The 16,401-nt window shown below is 65.1% G+C and carries 17 protein-coding genes; 10 read left to right on the top strand and 7 right to left on the bottom strand.

The annotated features are described in order from the left end of the window. Complete coding sequence (locus ACVIJ6_RS35650; RefSeq protein WP_456776572.1) at positions 1–339, top strand: hypothetical protein; 339 nt, start codon at positions 1–3, stop codon at positions 337–339. Between the two features lie 49 nt (positions 340–388). Here the strand turns inward: ACVIJ6_RS35650 and ACVIJ6_RS35645 are convergent, their stop codons facing one another. Continuing rightward, positions 389–1,903, bottom strand: coding sequence for an acetyl-CoA acetyltransferase (locus ACVIJ6_RS35645; RefSeq protein WP_456776571.1), 1,515 nt, complete (start codon positions 1,901–1,903; stop codon positions 389–391). Positions 1,904–2,086: 183 nt separating this feature from the next. On the opposite strand from ACVIJ6_RS35645, the gene yghU reads away from it, so the two are divergent. Next, positions 2,087–2,962, top strand: a complete 876-nt coding sequence (yghU, locus tag ACVIJ6_RS35640) for a glutathione-dependent disulfide-bond oxidoreductase (protein WP_456776570.1) — start codon at positions 2,087–2,089, stop codon at positions 2,960–2,962. A 269-nt stretch (positions 2,963–3,231) separates the two neighbouring features. On the opposite strand, the gene ACVIJ6_RS35635 is transcribed toward yghU, so the two are convergent. Further along, positions 3,232–3,843 carry a flavin reductase family protein gene (locus tag ACVIJ6_RS35635; protein WP_456776569.1) on the bottom strand — a complete coding sequence of 204 codons (612 nt, stop codon included), beginning with the start codon at positions 3,841–3,843 and terminating at the stop codon, positions 3,232–3,234. 183 nt (positions 3,844–4,026) lie between these two features. Here ACVIJ6_RS35635 and ACVIJ6_RS35630 point away from each other — a divergent pair, with 183 nt between their 5' ends. Next, a complete protein-coding gene (locus ACVIJ6_RS35630; protein ID WP_456776568.1) occupies positions 4,027–4,320 on the top strand; it encodes a hypothetical protein in 294 nt (97 codons plus the stop codon). A gap of 94 nt (positions 4,321–4,414) precedes the next feature. On the opposite strand, the gene ACVIJ6_RS35625 is transcribed toward ACVIJ6_RS35630, so the two are convergent. Next, positions 4,415–5,248 (bottom strand): alpha/beta hydrolase, encoded by an 834-nt coding sequence (locus ACVIJ6_RS35625; protein WP_456776567.1) that lies wholly within the window; start codon positions 5,246–5,248, stop codon positions 4,415–4,417. A gap of 169 nt (positions 5,249–5,417) precedes the next feature. After that, the gene (locus ACVIJ6_RS35620; protein WP_012043065.1) at positions 5,418–6,197 is read right to left on the bottom strand and encodes an SDR family NAD(P)-dependent oxidoreductase; all 780 of its coding nucleotides are present in this window, start codon (positions 6,195–6,197) and stop codon (positions 5,418–5,420) included. On the opposite strand from ACVIJ6_RS35620, the gene ACVIJ6_RS35615 reads away from it, so the two are divergent. Genes ACVIJ6_RS35615 through ACVIJ6_RS35600 form a run of 4 tightly spaced genes read left to right on the top strand, consistent with a single transcriptional unit; the run spans position 6,190 to position 8,542 of the window. After that, complete coding sequence (locus tag ACVIJ6_RS35615; RefSeq protein WP_456776566.1) at positions 6,190–6,366, top strand: hypothetical protein; 177 nt, start codon at positions 6,190–6,192, stop codon at positions 6,364–6,366. The two genes, ACVIJ6_RS35620 and ACVIJ6_RS35615, sit on opposite strands and share 8 nt — an antisense overlap. Positions 6,367–6,375: 9 nt before the next feature. Next, the gene (locus tag ACVIJ6_RS35610) at positions 6,376–7,170 is read left to right on the top strand and encodes an enoyl-CoA hydratase/isomerase (RefSeq protein ID WP_456776565.1); all 795 of its coding nucleotides are present in this window, start codon (positions 6,376–6,378) and stop codon (positions 7,168–7,170) included. Further along, entirely contained in the window at positions 7,167–8,156 is a 990-nt protein-coding gene (locus ACVIJ6_RS35605; protein WP_456776564.1) for a phosphotransferase family protein, read from the top strand. The genes ACVIJ6_RS35610 and ACVIJ6_RS35605 overlap by 4 nt, the downstream gene beginning before the upstream one ends. After that, on the top strand, positions 8,156–8,542 hold the full coding sequence (locus tag ACVIJ6_RS35600; protein WP_456776563.1) for a DUF6285 domain-containing protein: 387 nt from the start codon (positions 8,156–8,158) through the stop codon (positions 8,540–8,542). The genes ACVIJ6_RS35605 and ACVIJ6_RS35600 overlap by 1 nt, the downstream gene beginning before the upstream one ends. 247 nt (positions 8,543–8,789) lie before the next feature. Here the strand turns inward: ACVIJ6_RS35600 and ACVIJ6_RS35595 are convergent, their stop codons facing one another. Beyond that, on the bottom strand, positions 8,790–9,569 hold the full coding sequence (locus ACVIJ6_RS35595) for an enoyl-CoA hydratase-related protein (RefSeq protein WP_456776562.1): 780 nt from the start codon (positions 9,567–9,569) through the stop codon (positions 8,790–8,792). Positions 9,570–9,738: 169 nt separating this feature from the next. Here ACVIJ6_RS35595 and ACVIJ6_RS35590 point away from each other — a divergent pair, with 169 nt between their 5' ends. Continuing rightward, the gene (locus ACVIJ6_RS35590) at positions 9,739–11,013 is read left to right on the top strand and encodes an acyl-CoA dehydrogenase family protein (protein WP_456776561.1); all 1,275 of its coding nucleotides are present in this window, start codon (positions 9,739–9,741) and stop codon (positions 11,011–11,013) included. A 149-nt stretch (positions 11,014–11,162) separates the two neighbouring features. Here the strand turns inward: ACVIJ6_RS35590 and ACVIJ6_RS35585 are convergent, their stop codons facing one another. Both ACVIJ6_RS35585 and ACVIJ6_RS35580 read right to left on the bottom strand, forming a co-directional pair. After that, entirely contained in the window at positions 11,163–12,743 is a 1,581-nt protein-coding gene (locus ACVIJ6_RS35585; protein WP_456776560.1) for a fatty acid--CoA ligase, read from the bottom strand. Positions 12,744–12,863: 120 nt separating this feature from the next. Then, positions 12,864–13,739: an SDR family oxidoreductase gene (locus ACVIJ6_RS35580; protein ID WP_456776559.1), complete on the bottom strand. Its 876-nt coding sequence runs from the start codon at positions 13,737–13,739 to the stop codon at positions 12,864–12,866. A gap of 102 nt (positions 13,740–13,841) precedes the next feature. Between ACVIJ6_RS35580 and ACVIJ6_RS35575 the strand changes: the two genes are divergently transcribed. Together ACVIJ6_RS35575 and ACVIJ6_RS35570 are read left to right on the top strand one after the other, a co-directional pair. Next, the gene (locus tag ACVIJ6_RS35575; protein ID WP_456776558.1) at positions 13,842–14,651 is read left to right on the top strand and encodes a crotonase/enoyl-CoA hydratase family protein; all 810 of its coding nucleotides are present in this window, start codon (positions 13,842–13,844) and stop codon (positions 14,649–14,651) included. A 93-nt stretch (positions 14,652–14,744) separates the two neighbouring features. Next, positions 14,745–16,289: an acyl-CoA synthetase gene (locus ACVIJ6_RS35570; protein WP_456776557.1), complete on the top strand. Its 1,545-nt coding sequence runs from the start codon at positions 14,745–14,747 to the stop codon at positions 16,287–16,289. The last annotated feature ends 112 nt before the right edge of the window (positions 16,290–16,401 follow it).

Genomic DNA, 16,401 nt, shown 5'->3' with positions numbered 1-16,401 from the left:
ATGAGTGTCTACGTCTCTGTGACGGGCTTCCGGCCCCATCGCGGTTGGGTCCGGCTCGTCCGCTTCTGGTGGCACGTGCTGCGGGCCGGCCGGCAGGCTCGCCGGGCGTCCGGCAATCTGCGGGTCGAACTGCGTCCCGTCGATGGCATCTATCACACGCTGACGGTCTGGACGGATGAGGCCAGCATGCGGGCCTATGTCCGGAGCGGTGCGCATCGCCGCGCGATGATGAATTTCCGCGATCTCGGCGGCGGCAAGACACTGGGGTTCGCCGCCGAAGCGGATCCCGGCTGGGACACGGCCTATGCGCGCTGGCAGCGCGAGGCGCGGGAGGTGTAGGCAATCCAGGGCGCATCGAAACAGGAGTTCGCTGGAGCGGCATCCGTCCTTAATGCGCGCGCCACTCCGGCACGCCGTCGGCGGCCATGGTCATCGCCCCGAGCGCACCCACCGGTGTCCGGTCGAGCTTCGTCAACTGCGCCAGCGTGGCCTGATCCTGCGCCGGCACACGCGCCAGGGTGCGCGTGTCCTGCTCGGTGCGCAGCATCACCACGCCGTGCTCGATCTCGCCGTTGCGATCATAGAGCGCGGTGAAGCTCTCGACCTTGCCGTTGCCGCGCGCTTCGCTGACAAAGTCCGGCGCGGCCGCGCGACGCCGGTCAGCATCCGCCTGGACGCTGACGTCCTGGGACAGGGAGGCCGGCGGCTCCCGCGAGATCACCAGCGCATGATGCTTGGTGACGAAGCCACCCTGGCCATAGAGCAGGCCGCGCTTGGCGCCGCCGCCGCGCAGCCGGCGGACCATCGCGCAGGCGGCGTGTGTCATGTAGGTGTTGAGGGGCGCGCCGAAGAAGGTCAGGCCGCCGGTGACGGTCGGCTCGACATCGGCGCCGAGCCCCAGTGTGCGCCGCGCCATCTTCGGCACACAAGGAAAACAGCTGTAGAGCTCGATGACGTCGAACGCCGTGCCCTTGCCGCCGACGAGATCCATCGCCGCCTGCAGCACCGCGTTCTGCGGATGACTTTCGGCGAACTGATCACGGGTGAGATAGTCGCGCGGATCCTCCGCCGAAGCGCCACCAAGCGGATAGATCATGCGTGCGTCGGCGATGCCGGAGGCGCGTGCCTTTGCGAGGCTGGTCAGAATGAGTGCGGCGCCCATGTTGACCATGGGATTGGCGACCATCAGCTTGGTATAGGGCCAGGCGATCGGCCGGTTGTCGGCCGATGCCGTCGTAATCTCATCCGGCGCGAAATATCGCTTCAGCCAGGCATTCGGATTGTAGGCTGCGACCGCCGAGAATCGCGACCACAGCTCGCCGGATTCGGCGAGCGCCTGCCGCGGCGTCTGGCCCCACTTCGCCGCGCTCGCGACTTCGTAGAACGGATAGACCGACACCGGGCGGAACACGCCGAGCTTCACCGCCAGCGGCTTCTGGAACGCCGCGCCGCGCTTCGGCTCCTCGACGTCGTGGGCGAACGGCGTCCACGGCAGCTGCACGCCGGCGCGTTCGGCCTTGGTCGCCGTTGACTGTGCCTCGGCGCCACAGACCACTGCGACCTCGCATTCGCCGCGCGCGATGCGCAGGGCGGCTTGATGCAGGTAGCGGATCGGGCTCTCGCCGCCGACCGGACCATAATAGCAGTGCGACGGTGTCACGCCGAGCCGCTGCGCCAACAGCTGCTCCGGATCGCGGTAGCGCCAGCTCAGGAAGTTGACGACGTCGAGCGAGCCGATGTCTTGGACCAGCTTGGCTCCGGCGTCATTTTCCGCGCGGCGGATCGCCTGTTCCAGGAGCGCCAGCGGCTCGAGCCCCTCCGCGATGTCCTTGGGACGGTCGACGATTTCGCCGACGCCGACGATGACGGGAATGCGGGCCGCGGGCAGGGCAGTTGCAGTCATGGGCGTTTCCGAACGGGCGGCCCGTGACGGACCACCATCTTGATCTTGTCTCCGTTCTGTCATCGCAGGTTCGGTGGCGCAATGCAGAAAATGCGGGCGCCGCACGCGCGCGGCATGGCTTCCGCTCCGCGGCATATCCGCCTAGAACATTCGCTCCTTTGCCGCTCACGCCGGAGTTTTTTCGTGTCCGAACAGAACAGCTATGTGCCGCCCAAGGTCTGGACCTGGAACAAGGCCAGCGGCGGCCGCTTCGCCAACATCAACCGTCCGATCGCGGGTCCGACCCACGACAAGGAATTGCCTGTCGGCCGTCATCCCTTGCAGCTTTATTCCCTCGGCACGCCAAACGGCGTGAAGGTCACGGTGATGCTCGAGGAGCTGCTGGCGCTCGGTCATGCCGGCGCCGAATATGACGCCTGGCTGATCCGCATCGGCGAGGGCGACCAGTTCGGCTCCGGCTTCGTCGCCATCAATCCGAACTCGAAGATCCCGGCGCTGTTGGACCGCAGCGGGCCCGAGCCGATCCGCGTCTTCGAGTCCGGAGCGATCCTGGTCTATCTTGCCGAGAAGTTCGGCGCCTTGCTGCCGACGGAGCCCGCCAAGCGCGCCGAGTGCCTGTCCTGGCTGTTCTGGCAGATGGGGGCCGCGCCCTATCTCGGCGGCGGCTTCGGCCACTTCTATGCCTATGCGCCGACCAAGATCGAATACGCCATCGATCGCTTCGCGATGGAGGTCAAGCGCCAGCTCGACGTGCTCGACCGCCGGCTTGCCGAAACCGAATATCTCGCCGGCGCCGACTACACCATCGCCGACATCGCGGTGTGGCCCTGGTATGGCGCGCTCGCCAAGGGGCTGCTCTATGAAGGCGGCGAGTTCCTGTCGGTGCAGGACTACAAGAACGTCCAGCGCTGGACCGACCAGATTGCGCAGCGCGCGGCCGTGAAGCGCGGCCGCATGGTCAACCGCGTCTCCGGCGACCCCGCCAGCCAGCTGCATGAGCGCCACGACGCCAGCGATTTCGACACCAAGACGCAGGACAAGGTCGGGCAGAACAAGTAGCTACTCGCGCTGCTGTTGTAGGGTGGGCAAAGGCGCGCCGAGCTCATTGTGGGGATGAAAAATTGTCTCGCGCGCCGTGCCCACCGCCCCAACCCACTGGCGCTGGTGGTGGGCACGCGTCGCCTGACGGCGCCGCTTTGCCCACCCTACGATTTTGTCGTCAGGATGAGCACCAACCGTCATTGCGAGGAGCGAAGCGACGAAGCAATCCAGAGTCGCGCGCGCAACTCTGGATTGCGTCACTTCGCTCGCAATGACGGAGAGTTACCTCACCCCATTCCCTTCGCCGGCGGGAAATCCATCCGATCATTCGTGCGGCAGTAGCGGTCGGCGAACATGCGGCCGACCGGGTGGAACAGCTCCATCTCGACGCGCATCTTCTCGGTGTCCCACAATTCGTCGCGGATGTGGAAGGCGAGGCCCTCACCGAGCACCAGGACGCGATCGCCATTGACGTCGATCAGCTGCCAAGTCTTGCACTCCATCGCGAACGGCGCATCTGCCAGCCGCGGCACGCCGATCATGTGTGACGGTGCGAGCTTGAGCCCGAGATGATCTGGCTCGCTGACCTCTGGCGGAAAGTCGCCGCCGGTCTCGTGCATGGCCTGCGCCAGCGGCTCGTCGGTGATGTGCACCACGAACTCGTTGCTATGGCGGATATTGACGAGCGTGTCCTTGACCCGGCCGTCGGGCCGCAAATTGATCGCGAACACGCAGAGCGGCGGGTCCTCGCCGAGCACGTTGAAGAACGAGAAGGGGGCGGCGTTGATGACCCCGCTCTCGCTCTTCGTCGTCACCCAGGCGATCGGCCGCGGCAGCACGAAGGAGGTCAGGATCTTGTAGCGCTCGCGCGGGCTGAGATCGGTGGAGAGGTATTGCATGGTCACGGCCTCTGATGCGTTGGTCGCCCGACCGTAGTGATACGTGACGCAATGCGGAAGGCGAGAAAGCGGGCAGGAGCTGCGCGTGTCCGCGGCGGTTGCCGGGTAAATTAGGTGTTCCCTGGAACGGCTCCGGGGACGCCACGTTCGAACAGCACAGCAACTACAAATGGAGGTCGCGCCATGAAGCGAATAATCAGCCTGATCGCCTGTGCGTTCGTCGTCTCGGCCAGTTCGGCTCATGCCCAAGGCACGCAGCAGCAGACCACCACGCCACCGAGCGCGCAGAATTCCGGCGCCGGCATCCAAGGCGCCCCCGGCAACAAGAACGGACCTGCGGCGACCGAATCCGGCACGGTTGGGTCCTCCACTACGTTCAACCGTCACAACCCGGACGTCAGCAATCAGGACACGTCGAACATCAAGGGCATGCCGGGCAACAAGAACGGCCCACCCGCGAAGAAGCCGCAGGACTGAGCGCTAAGGGGCGGCCGCGTTGGCGCGGTCGCCCCTTATATTTTGAGCCGTCGGTACCCGGCAGTCTCGAACCGGCAAGGCCCGGCTTACCTCGTCACGGCAGCGCCGCCGCGGCGTTGGTTACGATCAGATTATCCGTATCAGCCGGCGCCAGCTCGCTCGTGGTCTCGCCACCGAGATATTTGTCCAGCGTCGCCTGGATGCGCTCCCGCGCCGTATAGGGGCCGCGATCGCTCATCCAGGTGTGCTGGAACCCGGTCTTGATGATGTCGATGCCGCTCTTGGCTCCGACCTGCGAGGGCAGCACGCCCGGGTCGGTCTTGAACTGCGGATCGTCTGAGCGGAACGACAGGATCTTGAGCTTGTCCCTGACAACGAAAGGTACGCGCAGATTGTCCAGCGTCACGACCTGGGAGACGATGTTGGGATGCTCCTTGGCGAAATACATCGCGGTGTCGCCGCCATTGGAATGACCGACCAGGGTCAGATGATCATAATCGGCGTTGGGATGGCGCTGCTTCATTTCGTTCAAGACGCAGAGGATGTTGGCCTCGCCTTTCTTGTAGACGTCGAGCCGGCCGACATAAGGCAGTCCGACCTTGGTGACCAGCGGCGGATCGGTCGGCAGGTCCTGCTGCACGCTGGCCACGAGGTAGCCGCGGGCGGCAAAGACGTTAGCGAGGAAGGAGTACTCGGTGTTCTTGACGGTGTTGCCGTTCGAGATGACCGCGACCGGCAGTCGCCACAGCCCGGCATTGGCCTTCATCTCGTAGTCCTTGCGCACGGCGATATCGACGTTGATCGGCCGCTGCCGCGCTGCATCGTAGAACTCCCGGCTCTCGTGCTGGATGCCCCATTTGGCCATCGCAAAGTAACCGGCCACAGCCAGGGCAGACACACAGGCCAAAACCGTCGCACCGCGCTTCATGGCGTCCTTCCCCTTGGAATTCTCTCCGTCATGTGATGTGTGACAACGCGGGGGTCACGGGGGCGTGGCACCTGAAACCGGATTAAATTTCGGAAATCTTGGAATATGAGACGGGAACAAACCCGGGTTTCGTGGACCGGCGCGCCGGTCCACCTTGCGCCGGGGCGGGTCAGAAGGCGGTATAGCCGCCGTCGATCACGAAGCAGTCGGCGGTATGGTAGGACGACGCCTTGCTCATGAGGTACACGGCGATGCCGCCGAAATCCGACGGCTCGCCGAAGCGTCGCACCGGGATGCGCGGCATGACATTGGCGACGAACTTCTCGTTGCCCATGATGCCTGCGGTCATGTCGCTCTTGATCCAGCCCGGCAGGATCGCATTCGCGGTGACGCCATAGCGCGCGAGCTCGACTGCGAGCGCCCGACACAGTGCGTTGATGGCTGCCTTGGTGGCGGCGTAGTGCTCGTTGCGCGCGGTGCCGAACAGCGAGGCGAGACTCGAGGTCGCAACCAGCCGGCCGAACGGATCGCCGGCTTCGGCGCGCGCGGTCATGTGCTTGGCCGCCGCCTGGAAGGCGTGGAAGACGCCGTCGAGATTGGTGGCGAACATCGTACGCCACTCCTCCTCGCTGCGCTCGATGAAGGGCTTGCGGCCGCCGCCGCCGATGCCCGCATTGGCGAAGCAGCCGTCGACGCGGCCGAACGTGTCGAGCGTCGCCTTCATCGCCTCCGCCACGGAGGCGGGGCTGGTGACATCGCAGATGCGCGTGTCGACCTTGCCGGGCCCTGCGGCCATCGAGGCCGCAGCTGCCTTGTTCTTCTCGGCGTTGCGTCCCCAGATCGAGACGTTGCAGCCACTGGACGCAAGTGCCTGAGCGATGCCGAGGCCTATGCCTCCATTGCCGCCGGTGACGACGGCCACACGGCCGGTGAGATCGAACATGGTCATGATTGTTCTCTTTGGCGTTTCCGTGATGATGTCAGCGCGCATCGCGCCGCTTGGTTATTTGGATGACGCAACCATGGACAAGCGAAGCGCAAAAATCAAATATGCTGCACGAACCAGGCTGCGCTTCGAATTTCCGCCGCGAAGAATGCAGCGCTCCAAAAGCCATTGAGAGGAAACCATGCAGTTCAAGCACGTCACGCTCGATTTCGACGGACCCGTTGCCGTCCTCACCCTCGACCATCAGGAGGTGATGAACGCGGTCTCGATCGACATGCTCGGCGGCCTTGCCGAGGCACTCGACGAGATCGAGGAGAGAAAAGCGGAGGTGCGCTGCCTGGTGGTGACGGGGGCGGGACGCGCGTTCTGCACCGGGGCCAATCTGCAGGGCCGCAATGCGCAGGCCAAGCCGGGCCGCAGCAATGCGGGCGCCGCGCTCGAGACCGCCTTTCATCCGTTCCTGCGCCGTCTGCGCAACCTGCATTGCCCGATCGTGACGTCCGTGAACGGCCCGGCCGCCGGCGCCGGCATGAGCTTCGCCCTGATGGGCGACATGATCCTGTGCGCGAAGTCGGCCTACTTCCTGCAGGCCTTCCGCCGCATCGGCCTGGTGCCGGATTGCGGCTCGACATGGCTGCTGCCGCGTCTCGTCGGCAAGGCGCGCGCCATCGAGCTGTCGCTGCTCGGCGAGAAGCTGCCGGCCGAGACCGCGCTGCAATGGGGTCTCGTCAACCGCCTGTATGACGACGCCGCGCTGAAGGACGAGACGATGAAAATCGCCCATGAGCTTGCCAACGGTCCGACGGTGGCGCTGGCGCAGATCCGCCGTCTGTATTGGGAGAGCCCGGAGAACTCGTTCGAGGAGCAGCTCAACGAGGAGTTCCAGTCCCAGCGCATCGCGGGCGCGACCGCCGATTTCAAGGAGGGCGTCACCGCGTTCCTCGAAAAGCGTCCCGCCAAGTTCAAGGGCCAATGATCGAGACCGAACTGTCCCGCTGCGTCGCCGCGTTCATGCCGGGGGCGACCGGCGTGCGCGGCGCCGCAAAGCTTTCCGGCGGCGCCAGCCAGGAGACGTGGCGCTTCGACATCATGCATCCTGATGGCGCGATCGGCGCCATCCTGCGCCGCTCGCCGAGGGGCTATGGTGCAGCGCCCGGCCGCGCTGCCGGGCTCGACAATGAGGCGGCCTTGATGCGGCTCGCGCATGCGGCCAGCGTGCCGTCGCCCGAGGTGCTGCACGTGCTGACGCCGAAGGATGATCTCGGCACCGGCTTCATCATGCGCCGGGTCGACGGCGAGACCATCGCGCGCAAGATCCTGCGCGATGCCGAATATGCCGATGCGCGGCCTCGTCTTGCGCGCCAGCTCGGCGGCATTGCCGCCAGGATCCACGGCATCGCGCGCGAGGCGCTGCCGTCCTTGCGCGAGATGACCACGACCAGGGAGATCGCGGAGCTCGCGCGCGAGTCGCGCAGCTTCGACTGGCCGCGCCCGGTGTTCGATCTGGCGCTGCGCTGGCTGTCGCAGAACGATCCCGGCCCCTCGGAAGAGGTGACGCTGGTGCATGGCGATTTCCGCAACGGCAATCTCATTATCGGTCCCGACGGGGTGCGCGCGGTGCTCGATTGGGAACTCGCCCATCTCGGCGATCCGATGGAGGATCTCGGCTGGATCTGCGTCAATTCCTGGCGCTTTGGCGAGATCGACAAGCCGGTCGGCGGCTTCGGCTCCCGCGAGGACCTGTTCGCCGGCTACGAAGCCACAGGGCGTAACGTCGATCCTGACAGGGTGAAGTTCTGGGAAGTGATGGGCACGTTGCGCTGGGGCGTGATGTGCTGCGGCATGATGCAGCGGTTTCGCCTGGGTCCCGACCACTCGATGGAGCGCGCGATGATCGGCCGGCGCGCGTCGGAAACGGAGATCGACCTGTTGCGGTTGTTGGCGCCGCGAGGAGAGGGCTGATGCAGGACGAACCGACGCCGACCGAACTGGTGCAGGCCGTGGCGGATTTCCTGCGCACCGACATCGCGCCGCTGATCGCGGGCCACCAGGCGTTCAAGCTGCGCGTCGGTATCAACGCCCTCGATCTCGTGGTGCGGCAGCTGACACAGGCGTTGCCGGCGGAAGCGGAGGAGCTCGCGCGGCTGAAGCAACTGCTGGGACAGGATGGTGATTTGCTCGAACTCAATCGAGCGCTTGCTGCGCAGATCGCCAGCGGCATCGTTGGTCTCGAGACCCCGGGCCTGAAGGACCACCTCTGGCAGACCACGCTCGACAAGCTCGCCGTCGATCAGCCGAACTATGCGTCCTACAAGCGCGAGGCGGGAAGGGGGCGGAATGACGCCTAACTCTCCGCCGTCATTGCGAGGAGCGCAAGCGACGAAGCAATCCAGACTGCCTCGGCGGTGGGAGTCTGGATTACTTCGCTTCGCTCGCAATGACGGCGGTGGACGAGGCGGCACCGTCGCAAACAAAGGCTTCGTCATTCCGGGGCGCGACGCAGTCGCGAGCCCGGAATCCAGACGTCCGATCGTGGTTATGAATTCCGGGCCTGCGCCAGACGGCGCATCCCGGAATGACGAACGTCATTGGAGCTCACCGCCCCAGCCAGTTCGGCGGCCGCTTTTCCGAGAATGCCTTCGGGCCCTCGATATAATCCTGCGAATGGATCATCGCCTGCACCGCCGGGTAGTCGCGCTGCTCGGTGATCGCCTGCTGCAGCGACACCGCGAGGCCCTTCTCGATCGCCTGCTTGGAGGCGCGGATCGACATCGGCGAGTTCTTGGCGATCGTCTCCGCCCAGCGCTCAGCGGCGGCCAGCGCCTCGCCCTGCGGCACCACCTCGTTGACGAAGCCGAGCTCGTGACCCTCGCGCGCCCCGACATGGCGGCCGGTCAGGATCATGCCCATCGCGCGCTTCATGCCGATCTGGCGCGGCAGCCGCTGCAGGCCGCCCGCGAGCGCGGCAAGGCCGACGCGCGGCTCGGGCAGAGCGAAGGTCGCATTCTCGGCGGCGATGATCAGGTCGCAGGCCAGCGCGATCTCGAAGCCGCCGCCCATCGCGACGCCATTGACGGCCGCGATCAGCGGCTTGTCGCAGTCGAAGCGCGAGGTCAGTCCGCCAAAGCCGCTCTTGCCCCAGCCGCGCGCGCCGCCGGCCGCCTGCCATTTGAGGTCGTTGCCGGCGCAGAACGCCTTGTCGCCCTCGCCGGTGACGATCGCGACCCACTGTTCGGGATCGGCGGCGAAGGCATCGAACACGCGCTCGAGCTCGTAATGCGCCTCGATATGCAGCGCGTTGTAGACCTCGGGCCGGGCCAGCGTGACGATCGTGACCGGACCCTTGCGCGTGATCTTCGCGTATTTCAGCTCCATCGTCCGTTCCTCCTGTTTTCCGATGATTGGCAGCCCTGCGCGAGCTTAGCGGCTGCGCGGCATTCGCGGTCATCCAAATACGCAACCGCGCTGCGCGCCACAAGCACATGGCCGGAAGGTGCGCCGACCAAGATAACGAACAACAACAACACGCACAGGGAGACACGCCATGGATTTTTCCTTGCCGAAGGAACTGGTCGCCTATCTCGACGAGCTCGACCGCTTCATCGCCGCCGAGATCAAGCCGCTGGAGGAGGTCGACGACAACATCCGCTTCTTCGATCATCGCCGCGAATGGGCGCGCACCGATTTCGAGAATGGCGGTCTGCCGCGGCATGAATGGGAGCAATTGCTGCGCAAGGCCAAGGACCGTGCCGATGCGGCCGGCCATCTACGCTTTGCAATCCCGAAGCGCTATGGCGGCAAGGACGGCTCGAACCTCTGGATGGCCGTGATCCGCGAGCATTTCGCATCGAAGGGCCTCGGCCTGCACAACGACCTGCAGAACGAGCATTCGATCGTCGGCAATCTGCCGATCGTCACCATGCTCGACCGCTATGGCCGCGACGACCAGAAAGCGATGATCGACGGCTCGATCACCGGCAAGTACCGCATCACCTTCGGCCTGACCGAGCCGCATCACGGCTCGGACGCGACACATATGGAGACCAAAGCGGAGCCTGCGACCCGTGACAACGTCAAGGGCTGGCTGATCAATGGCGAGAAGATGTGGACGACGGGGATGCATGTCGCCACCCATTGTGCGCTGTTCGCGCGCACCTCGGGCAATGACGGCGATGCGCGCGGCATCACCTGCTTTCTCGTGCCGGCCAAGGCGGAAGGGGTGAAGGTCGAGGAGTATCTCTGGACCTTCAACATGCCGACCGATCATCCCCGCGTCAGCTTCACCGATGTGTTCGTACCTGAGGATGCGCTGTTTGGCGAGGTCGGGCGGGGGTTGTCGCTGGCGCAATGCTTCGTGCACGAGAACCGCATCCGGCAGGCGGCGAGCTCGCTCGGCGCCGCGGTGTTCTGTATCAATGAGAGCGTGAACTACGCGCGTGAGCGCAAGCCGTTCGGCAAGGCGCTGGCCGAGAACCAGGCGATCCAATGGCCGCTGGTGGAGCTGGCGACCCAGGCCGAGATGCTGCGGCTGCTGATCCGCAAGACTGCCTGGGAGATGGACCAGCTCACCCAGGCGCAGGTGGAGCACACGCTCTCCGACAAGGTCTCGATGTGCAATTACTGGGCTAACCGCCTGTGCTGCGAGGCGGCGGACCGCGCCATCCAGGTCCATGGCGGCATGGGCTATTCGCGCCACAAGCCGTTCGAGCACATCTATCGCCACCACCGCCGCTATCGCATCACCGAGGGCAGCGAGGAGATTCAGATGCGCAAGGTGGCAGGCTTCCTGTTCGGCTACATGGGGGCGAACAAGAGGTGAGGCGGTCTTGATTGGTGCGTCGTCATCGCGAACGCGGCGCCGCGATCCAGGGCGGCGTGCGCGGCCCTGGATTGCTTCGGCGCAAGGGCGCCTCGCAATGACGGCGGAGAGACAGTGCGTTCTCTACATTCTCTCGGCGCTCTCGGCGTTCAATTCACCTGCCGGTCCTTGCCCGCCCAATACGGGTCGCGCAGGTTTCGCCGCAGAATCTTGCCGGAGGGATTGCGCGGCAAGGCGTCGAGGAAGTCGACAGTCTTCGGGGTCTTGAAGCCGGCAATGCGGGTGCGGGTGAAATTGATGATGTCGGTCGCGGTGGCGCGCTTGCCCGGTTTCATCACGACGATGGCCTTGACGGCCTCGCCCCATTTGTCGTCGGGGATGCCGATCACGGCGGCCTCGGCCACGTCGGGGTGATCGCAGATCGCGCTCTCGACCTCCGCCGGATAGATGTTCTCGCCGCCGGAGATGATCATGTCCTTGATGCGGTCGTGGATGTAGACGTAGCCGTCCTCGTCCATGTAGCCGGCGTCACCCGTGCGCAGCCAGCCGTCCTTGCCGAGCGTGCGCGCGGTCGCCTCCGGCAGATTCCAGTAGCCGGCCATGTTGGAGCCGGAGCGGGTGGCGATCTCGCCGACCTCGCGTGGCGGCAATGGGTTGCCGAGTGGATCGATGATCGCGACCTCGACGCCCGGCAGCGGCTTGCCGGCCGAGCGCATCCGCTCGAGGCCCTCGACGTGGTCCTCGGGCGGCAGCGCGATGATGGTGCCGGTGGTCTCGGTCATGCCGTACATCTGCACAAAGCCGCATTTGAAGACGTCGATGCATTCCTTCAGGAGCGCCGCCGGAATCGGCGAGGCGCCGTACAGCATGTATTTCAGCCGCGAGAAATCCACCTCGCGCGCCCGCGGCTGCCGCACCACGAACTGCATCGCGGCGGGCACCATGAACAGCTTGGTGATGCCGGACTGCTCGAAGAAATCGAGGATCTTGGTCGGATCGAACTCGCGCGCGATGACGCCGCGGGCGCCGTGATAGAGGCTCATCAGGCCCCAGCCGGAGCCGCCGATGTGGAAGATCGGCATCGCGATCAGCGACACGTCCTCGGTCGACCATTTGTTCCAGTCGGGCTTGTCTTCGGGATTGCCGGTATTGACCAGATTGAGGAAGTTCGCATGCGACAGCATCGCGCCCTTCGGCTTGCCCGTCGTGCCCGAGGTGTAGAGCTGCAGCGCGATATCCTTCGGCGTGATCACGACGTCAGGATCATCCGCGCTCTGCGCGTCGCGCCAAGGCGTGTAATCCTGCCAGTCCGGCGCGCCGCCCTCGGTGGCGATGATGTGCCGGACGCTCGGGATCTGGTCGCGGATGTTGCGGATCATGGTGATGAACTCGGGCCCGACGAACAGGGCCGGCGCCTTGCAGTCCTCGACGATGAAGGCGACCTCCGGACCGGCGAGCCGCCAATTGACCGGCGCCATCACCACATTGGCCTTCATGGCCCCGACCAGCAGCTCGAAATAGATGTCGCTGTTCTTGCCGAAATAGGCGATCCGCTCGCCTGGCTGGAGGCCCAGCGCTTTCAGTGCGCGGGCGACCTGGTTGGTCTTGCGGTCGAACGCGGCAAAGCTCGTGACACGACCTTCGAACTCGTAGGTGGTCATGGAGCCCAGCCTGTGCGCCTGGTTGCGCACGACATCGACGAGCGTCGACGCTGCCGTCGTGACGGACATGTTTCCCCTCCGATTGTGTCTTGTTGTTTGTTCTTCGCCGTGTCGTCCTCGCCCCGGCGCGAGCCGAGGCGAACATCAGCCTACAACGCGATCACCGCCGATCAACAGCGGGTTGCGCCGTCAGCTCGTGCGGGTCGCGCGGTCCTTCTCGTTCTGCGCCTTGATCGACTCCTTGGCCTTGGTCCAGTCGTCATCGCTCCAGTCGCGCAGCTGATAGAAATTGCCACCCATCGCCAGCGCCTGGGCGCCGTCCATCGCGATGGTTTCGCCGTTGATCCAGTTGCAGCCGCCGGAGATCAGGAACACCGCGAGGTTCTGCAACTCCTCCATGGTGCCGACGCGGCCCATCGGGTTCATCGCCTTGGTCCGCGCACCGGCCTCGTCGCCGGGCTTGATGCGCTTGCTCATGCCTTCGGTCGGGATTTCGCCGGGCGCGATGGTGTTGAGGCGGATGCCGTAGCGGCCCCATTCGGTGGCGAGCGACATCGTCATGGCGTGGATCGCCGATTTGCTCATCGCCGAGGGCACGACATAGGGCGAGCCGTTGCGCACCCAGGTCACCGTGATCGACACCACGTTGCCGGGCTGCTTCGCGGCGATCCAGCGCTTGCCGACGGCATGCGTCACGTAGAACGTGCCGTGCATGACGATGTTGGCGACGGCATCGAAGCCGCGCGGGCTCAATTCCTCGGTGCGGGAGATGAAGTTGCCGGCAGCGTTGTTGACGAGATCGGTGAGGCCGCCTTCCTGGAAGATGGCCTCGATCATCTCCTCGACAGCCATCGCATTGCGGATGTCGACGCCGTGGCTGGTGACACGTCCGCCGTAGAGGTCCATCAGCTCTGTCGCGGTCTCGTCGCAGACGATTTTCCGCCGGCCGCAAATATGCACCTCTGCGCCCAATTGCAGGAAGCGTGCGGCCATCGCCTTGCCAAGGCCGGTGCCGCCGCCGGTCACCAGAATGCGTCGACCTTCGAGGAGATTGTCCTTGAACATGGGAGTTTCCGCCTGACATCTTGTGAGTTAATTGGTCGATTGACTAAATCGCTCCGACAGCCTTCTGTAAAGTCACAAAGACATCCGTAGGGAGACCGCTCCATGGACAACCGCCTCGCGATCGAGATCAAGGACGGCGTCGCCGATGTTCGGCTGGTTCGCGCCGACAAGATGAATGCGCTGGACATGGAGATGTTCGAGGCGCTGGTGGCGGCCACCGAACGGTTGTCAAAGGAGAAGGGCCTGCGGGCGGTGGTGCTGTCCGGCGAGGGCCGGGCCTTCTGCGCCGGGCTCGATATGGGGCGCTTTGCCGCGATGAAGGAGTCCGGCGGCAATGGTATTCCGGGCGGCGAGAAACGCGATCTCACCGTTCGCACCCATGGCAAGGCCAATTTCGCCCAGCAGGCCGTGTGGGGCTGGCGGCAATTGCCGGTGCCGGTGATTGCTGCGGTGCATGGCGTCGCCTATGGCGGCGGCTTCCAGCTCGCGCTCGGGGCCGACATGCGCTACGTCGCGCCGGATACCAAGATGTCGATCATGGAGATCAAATGGGGGCTCGTGCCTGACATGGCCGGCACGCCGATCCTCGCGACGCTGATGCGCGACGACGTTCTGCGCGAGCTGACCTATACCGGCCGGGTGTTCTCGCCGGAGGAGGGGCAGTCCTACGGCCTCGTCACGCGCATCTGCGCCGATCCGCGCGCGGCGGCGCTGGAGACCGCGCGTGAGATCGCCGGCAAGAATCCGGATGCGATCCGCGCCGCCAAGCGGATGCTGAACAATCTCTCGGTCGATCCGGGCCCGGCGCTGCTCGCGGAATCCGTCGAGCAGCAGAAGCTGATCGGCAGCCCGAACCAGCTGGAATCGGTGCGTGCCAACATCGAGAAGCGTACACCGAAATTCACGGATTGACCGGGTCATTGCTTCACACGGTCATTCACGGGGGGATGCGAGGCATCGCCCCCGTGTTGAAGTTGAACCGACGCCAGATCGGATAAAAAGAAAATGGAAACGTCCTCTTTGTTCTGCGGCATCATCTCCGGCGATCGCCGCCGCAGCCATGCCGACATCGCCGATCGCGCGGCGCGGATCGCCAGCGGTCTGGCGAAGCTCGGCGTGGGCCAGGGCGACTGCGTCTGCATTCTCATGCGCAACGACATCGCCTTCATCGAGGCGGCCTATGGCGCGATGCGGCTCGGCGCCTATGGCGTGCCGGTCAATTGGCACTTCAAGCCGGAGGAGATCGACTACATCCTGAACGATTCCGGAACCAAGGTGCTGATCGGCCATGCCGACCTGCTGCATCAGCTCGCCGGGCTGATACCCGCAGGTCTCACCGTTCTCAGCGTGACCACGCCGCCGGAGATCCTGTCGACCTATCGGATCGATGCGCATCTGCTCGCGACGCCGGAATCTGCCATCGCGCAGGAGAGCTGGCTCGCGCAGCAAAGCCCCTATGACGGTCCACAGGTGCCGCAGCCGCAGAACATGATCTACACGTCCGGCACGACCGGGCATCCCAAGGGCGTGCGCCGCAACGCGCCGACGGCAGAGCAGGCGGAATCGGCGGAACGGATGCGGGCGCTGATCTATGGGCTGAAGCCCGGCTCGCGCGCGCTGCTGCCGGGGCCGCTGTATCATTCGGCGCCGAATGCCTTCGGCTTACGCGCGGGCCGGCTCGGCGGCGCGCTGGTGCTGATGCCGCGCTTCGAGCCGGAGGCGTTTCTCGACATCATCCAGGCGGAACGGATCGACACCATCTTCATGGTGCCGACGATGTTCATCCGGCTGATGAGGCTGCCGGAGGAGGTTCGCCGCCGCTACGACATGTCGTCTTTGCGCCATATCATTCATGCTGCGGCGCCGTGCCCGGCCGATGTCAAGCGCGCGATGATCGATTGGTGGGGGCCGGTGCTCTATGAGTTCTACGGATCGACCGAATCAGGCGCGGTCACCTTCGCGACCTCCGAGGACGCGCTGAGGAAGCCGGGCACCGTGGGCAAGGTCTCGCCGGGGGCGGAGCTGCGCTTCGTCGGCGAGGACGGCCGCATCCTGCCGCAGGGTGAGATCGGCGAGATCTATTCGCGCATCGCCGGCAACCCGGATTTTACCTATCACAACAAGCCGGAGAAGCGCGCCGAGATCGACCGCGACGGCTTCATCACCTCGGGCGATGTCGGCTACATCGACGCCGAGGGCTACGTGTTCCTGTGCGATCGCAAGCGCGACATGGTGATCTCCGGCGGCGTCAACATCTATCCGGCCGAGATCGAGGCGGTGCTGCACGCCGTGCCCGGCGTGCATGATTGCGCGGTGTTCGGCATTCCGGATGCCGAGTTCGGCGAAGCCTTGATGGCCGTGGTGGAGCCGCAGCCCGGTCTGGAGCTGGACCCGGTGGAGATCAGGACCCGGCTCAAGGCCTCGCTGGCCGATTACAAGGTGCCCAAGCACATCGAAATCCAGCATAAATTGCCGCGCGAGGATTCCGGCAAGATCTTCAAACGGCGGTTGCGCGATCCCTATTGGGAGCAGGCAGGACGTCAGATCTGACGCAATGTTGCGCGCCCCATCGCGAGAGGACGACATCAGCATCGAATAAGGCAGGCGACGCCTCTTTCTTGATCTTGCGCTGCGGTACAGATACGGCAGACTGACCCCTAAA

The sequence above is a fragment of the Bradyrhizobium sp. USDA 4369 genome, assembly GCF_054056435.1.
The sequence above is the reverse complement of the archived record's forward strand: the minus strand, read 5'-3'. Positions and strand labels throughout refer to the sequence as shown.

What these genes read in the sequence shown, in the direction of transcription:
- ACVIJ6_RS35585 (WP_456776560.1), bottom strand. Translation starts at nt 12,743, where the DNA reads ATGTCCGTCACGACGGCAGCGTCGACGCTCGTCGATGTCGTGCGCAAC.
- ACVIJ6_RS35650 (WP_456776572.1), top strand. Translation starts at nt 1, where the DNA reads ATGAGTGTCTACGTCTCTGTGACGGGCTTCCGGCCCCATCGCGGTTGG.
- ACVIJ6_RS35615 (WP_456776566.1), top strand. Translation starts at nt 6,190, where the DNA reads ATGGTCATGATTGTTCTCTTTGGCGTTTCCGTGATGATGTCAGCGCGC.
- ACVIJ6_RS35645 (WP_456776571.1), bottom strand. Translation starts at nt 1,903, where the DNA reads ATGACTGCAACTGCCCTGCCCGCGGCCCGCATTCCCGTCATCGTCGGC.
- ACVIJ6_RS35635 (WP_456776569.1), bottom strand. Translation starts at nt 3,843, where the DNA reads ATGCAATACCTCTCCACCGATCTCAGCCCGCGCGAGCGCTACAAGATC.
- ACVIJ6_RS35575 (WP_456776558.1), top strand. Translation starts at nt 13,842, where the DNA reads ATGGACAACCGCCTCGCGATCGAGATCAAGGACGGCGTCGCCGATGTT.
- ACVIJ6_RS35620 (WP_012043065.1), bottom strand. Translation starts at nt 6,197, where the DNA reads ATGACCATGTTCGATCTCACCGGCCGTGTGGCCGTCGTCACCGGCGGC.
- ACVIJ6_RS35610 (WP_456776565.1), top strand. Translation starts at nt 6,376, where the DNA reads ATGCAGTTCAAGCACGTCACGCTCGATTTCGACGGACCCGTTGCCGTC.
- ACVIJ6_RS35595 (WP_456776562.1), bottom strand. Translation starts at nt 9,569, where the DNA reads ATGGAGCTGAAATACGCGAAGATCACGCGCAAGGGTCCGGTCACGATC.
- ACVIJ6_RS35630 (WP_456776568.1), top strand. Translation starts at nt 4,027, where the DNA reads ATGAAGCGAATAATCAGCCTGATCGCCTGTGCGTTCGTCGTCTCGGCC.
- ACVIJ6_RS35570 (WP_456776557.1), top strand. Translation starts at nt 14,745, where the DNA reads ATGGAAACGTCCTCTTTGTTCTGCGGCATCATCTCCGGCGATCGCCGC.
- ACVIJ6_RS35580 (WP_456776559.1), bottom strand. Translation starts at nt 13,739, where the DNA reads ATGTTCAAGGACAATCTCCTCGAAGGTCGACGCATTCTGGTGACCGGC.
- ACVIJ6_RS35605 (WP_456776564.1), top strand. Translation starts at nt 7,167, where the DNA reads ATGATCGAGACCGAACTGTCCCGCTGCGTCGCCGCGTTCATGCCGGGG.
- ACVIJ6_RS35590 (WP_456776561.1), top strand. Translation starts at nt 9,739, where the DNA reads ATGGATTTTTCCTTGCCGAAGGAACTGGTCGCCTATCTCGACGAGCTC.
- ACVIJ6_RS35600 (WP_456776563.1), top strand. Translation starts at nt 8,156, where the DNA reads ATGCAGGACGAACCGACGCCGACCGAACTGGTGCAGGCCGTGGCGGAT.
- ACVIJ6_RS35625 (WP_456776567.1), bottom strand. Translation starts at nt 5,248, where the DNA reads ATGAAGCGCGGTGCGACGGTTTTGGCCTGTGTGTCTGCCCTGGCTGTG.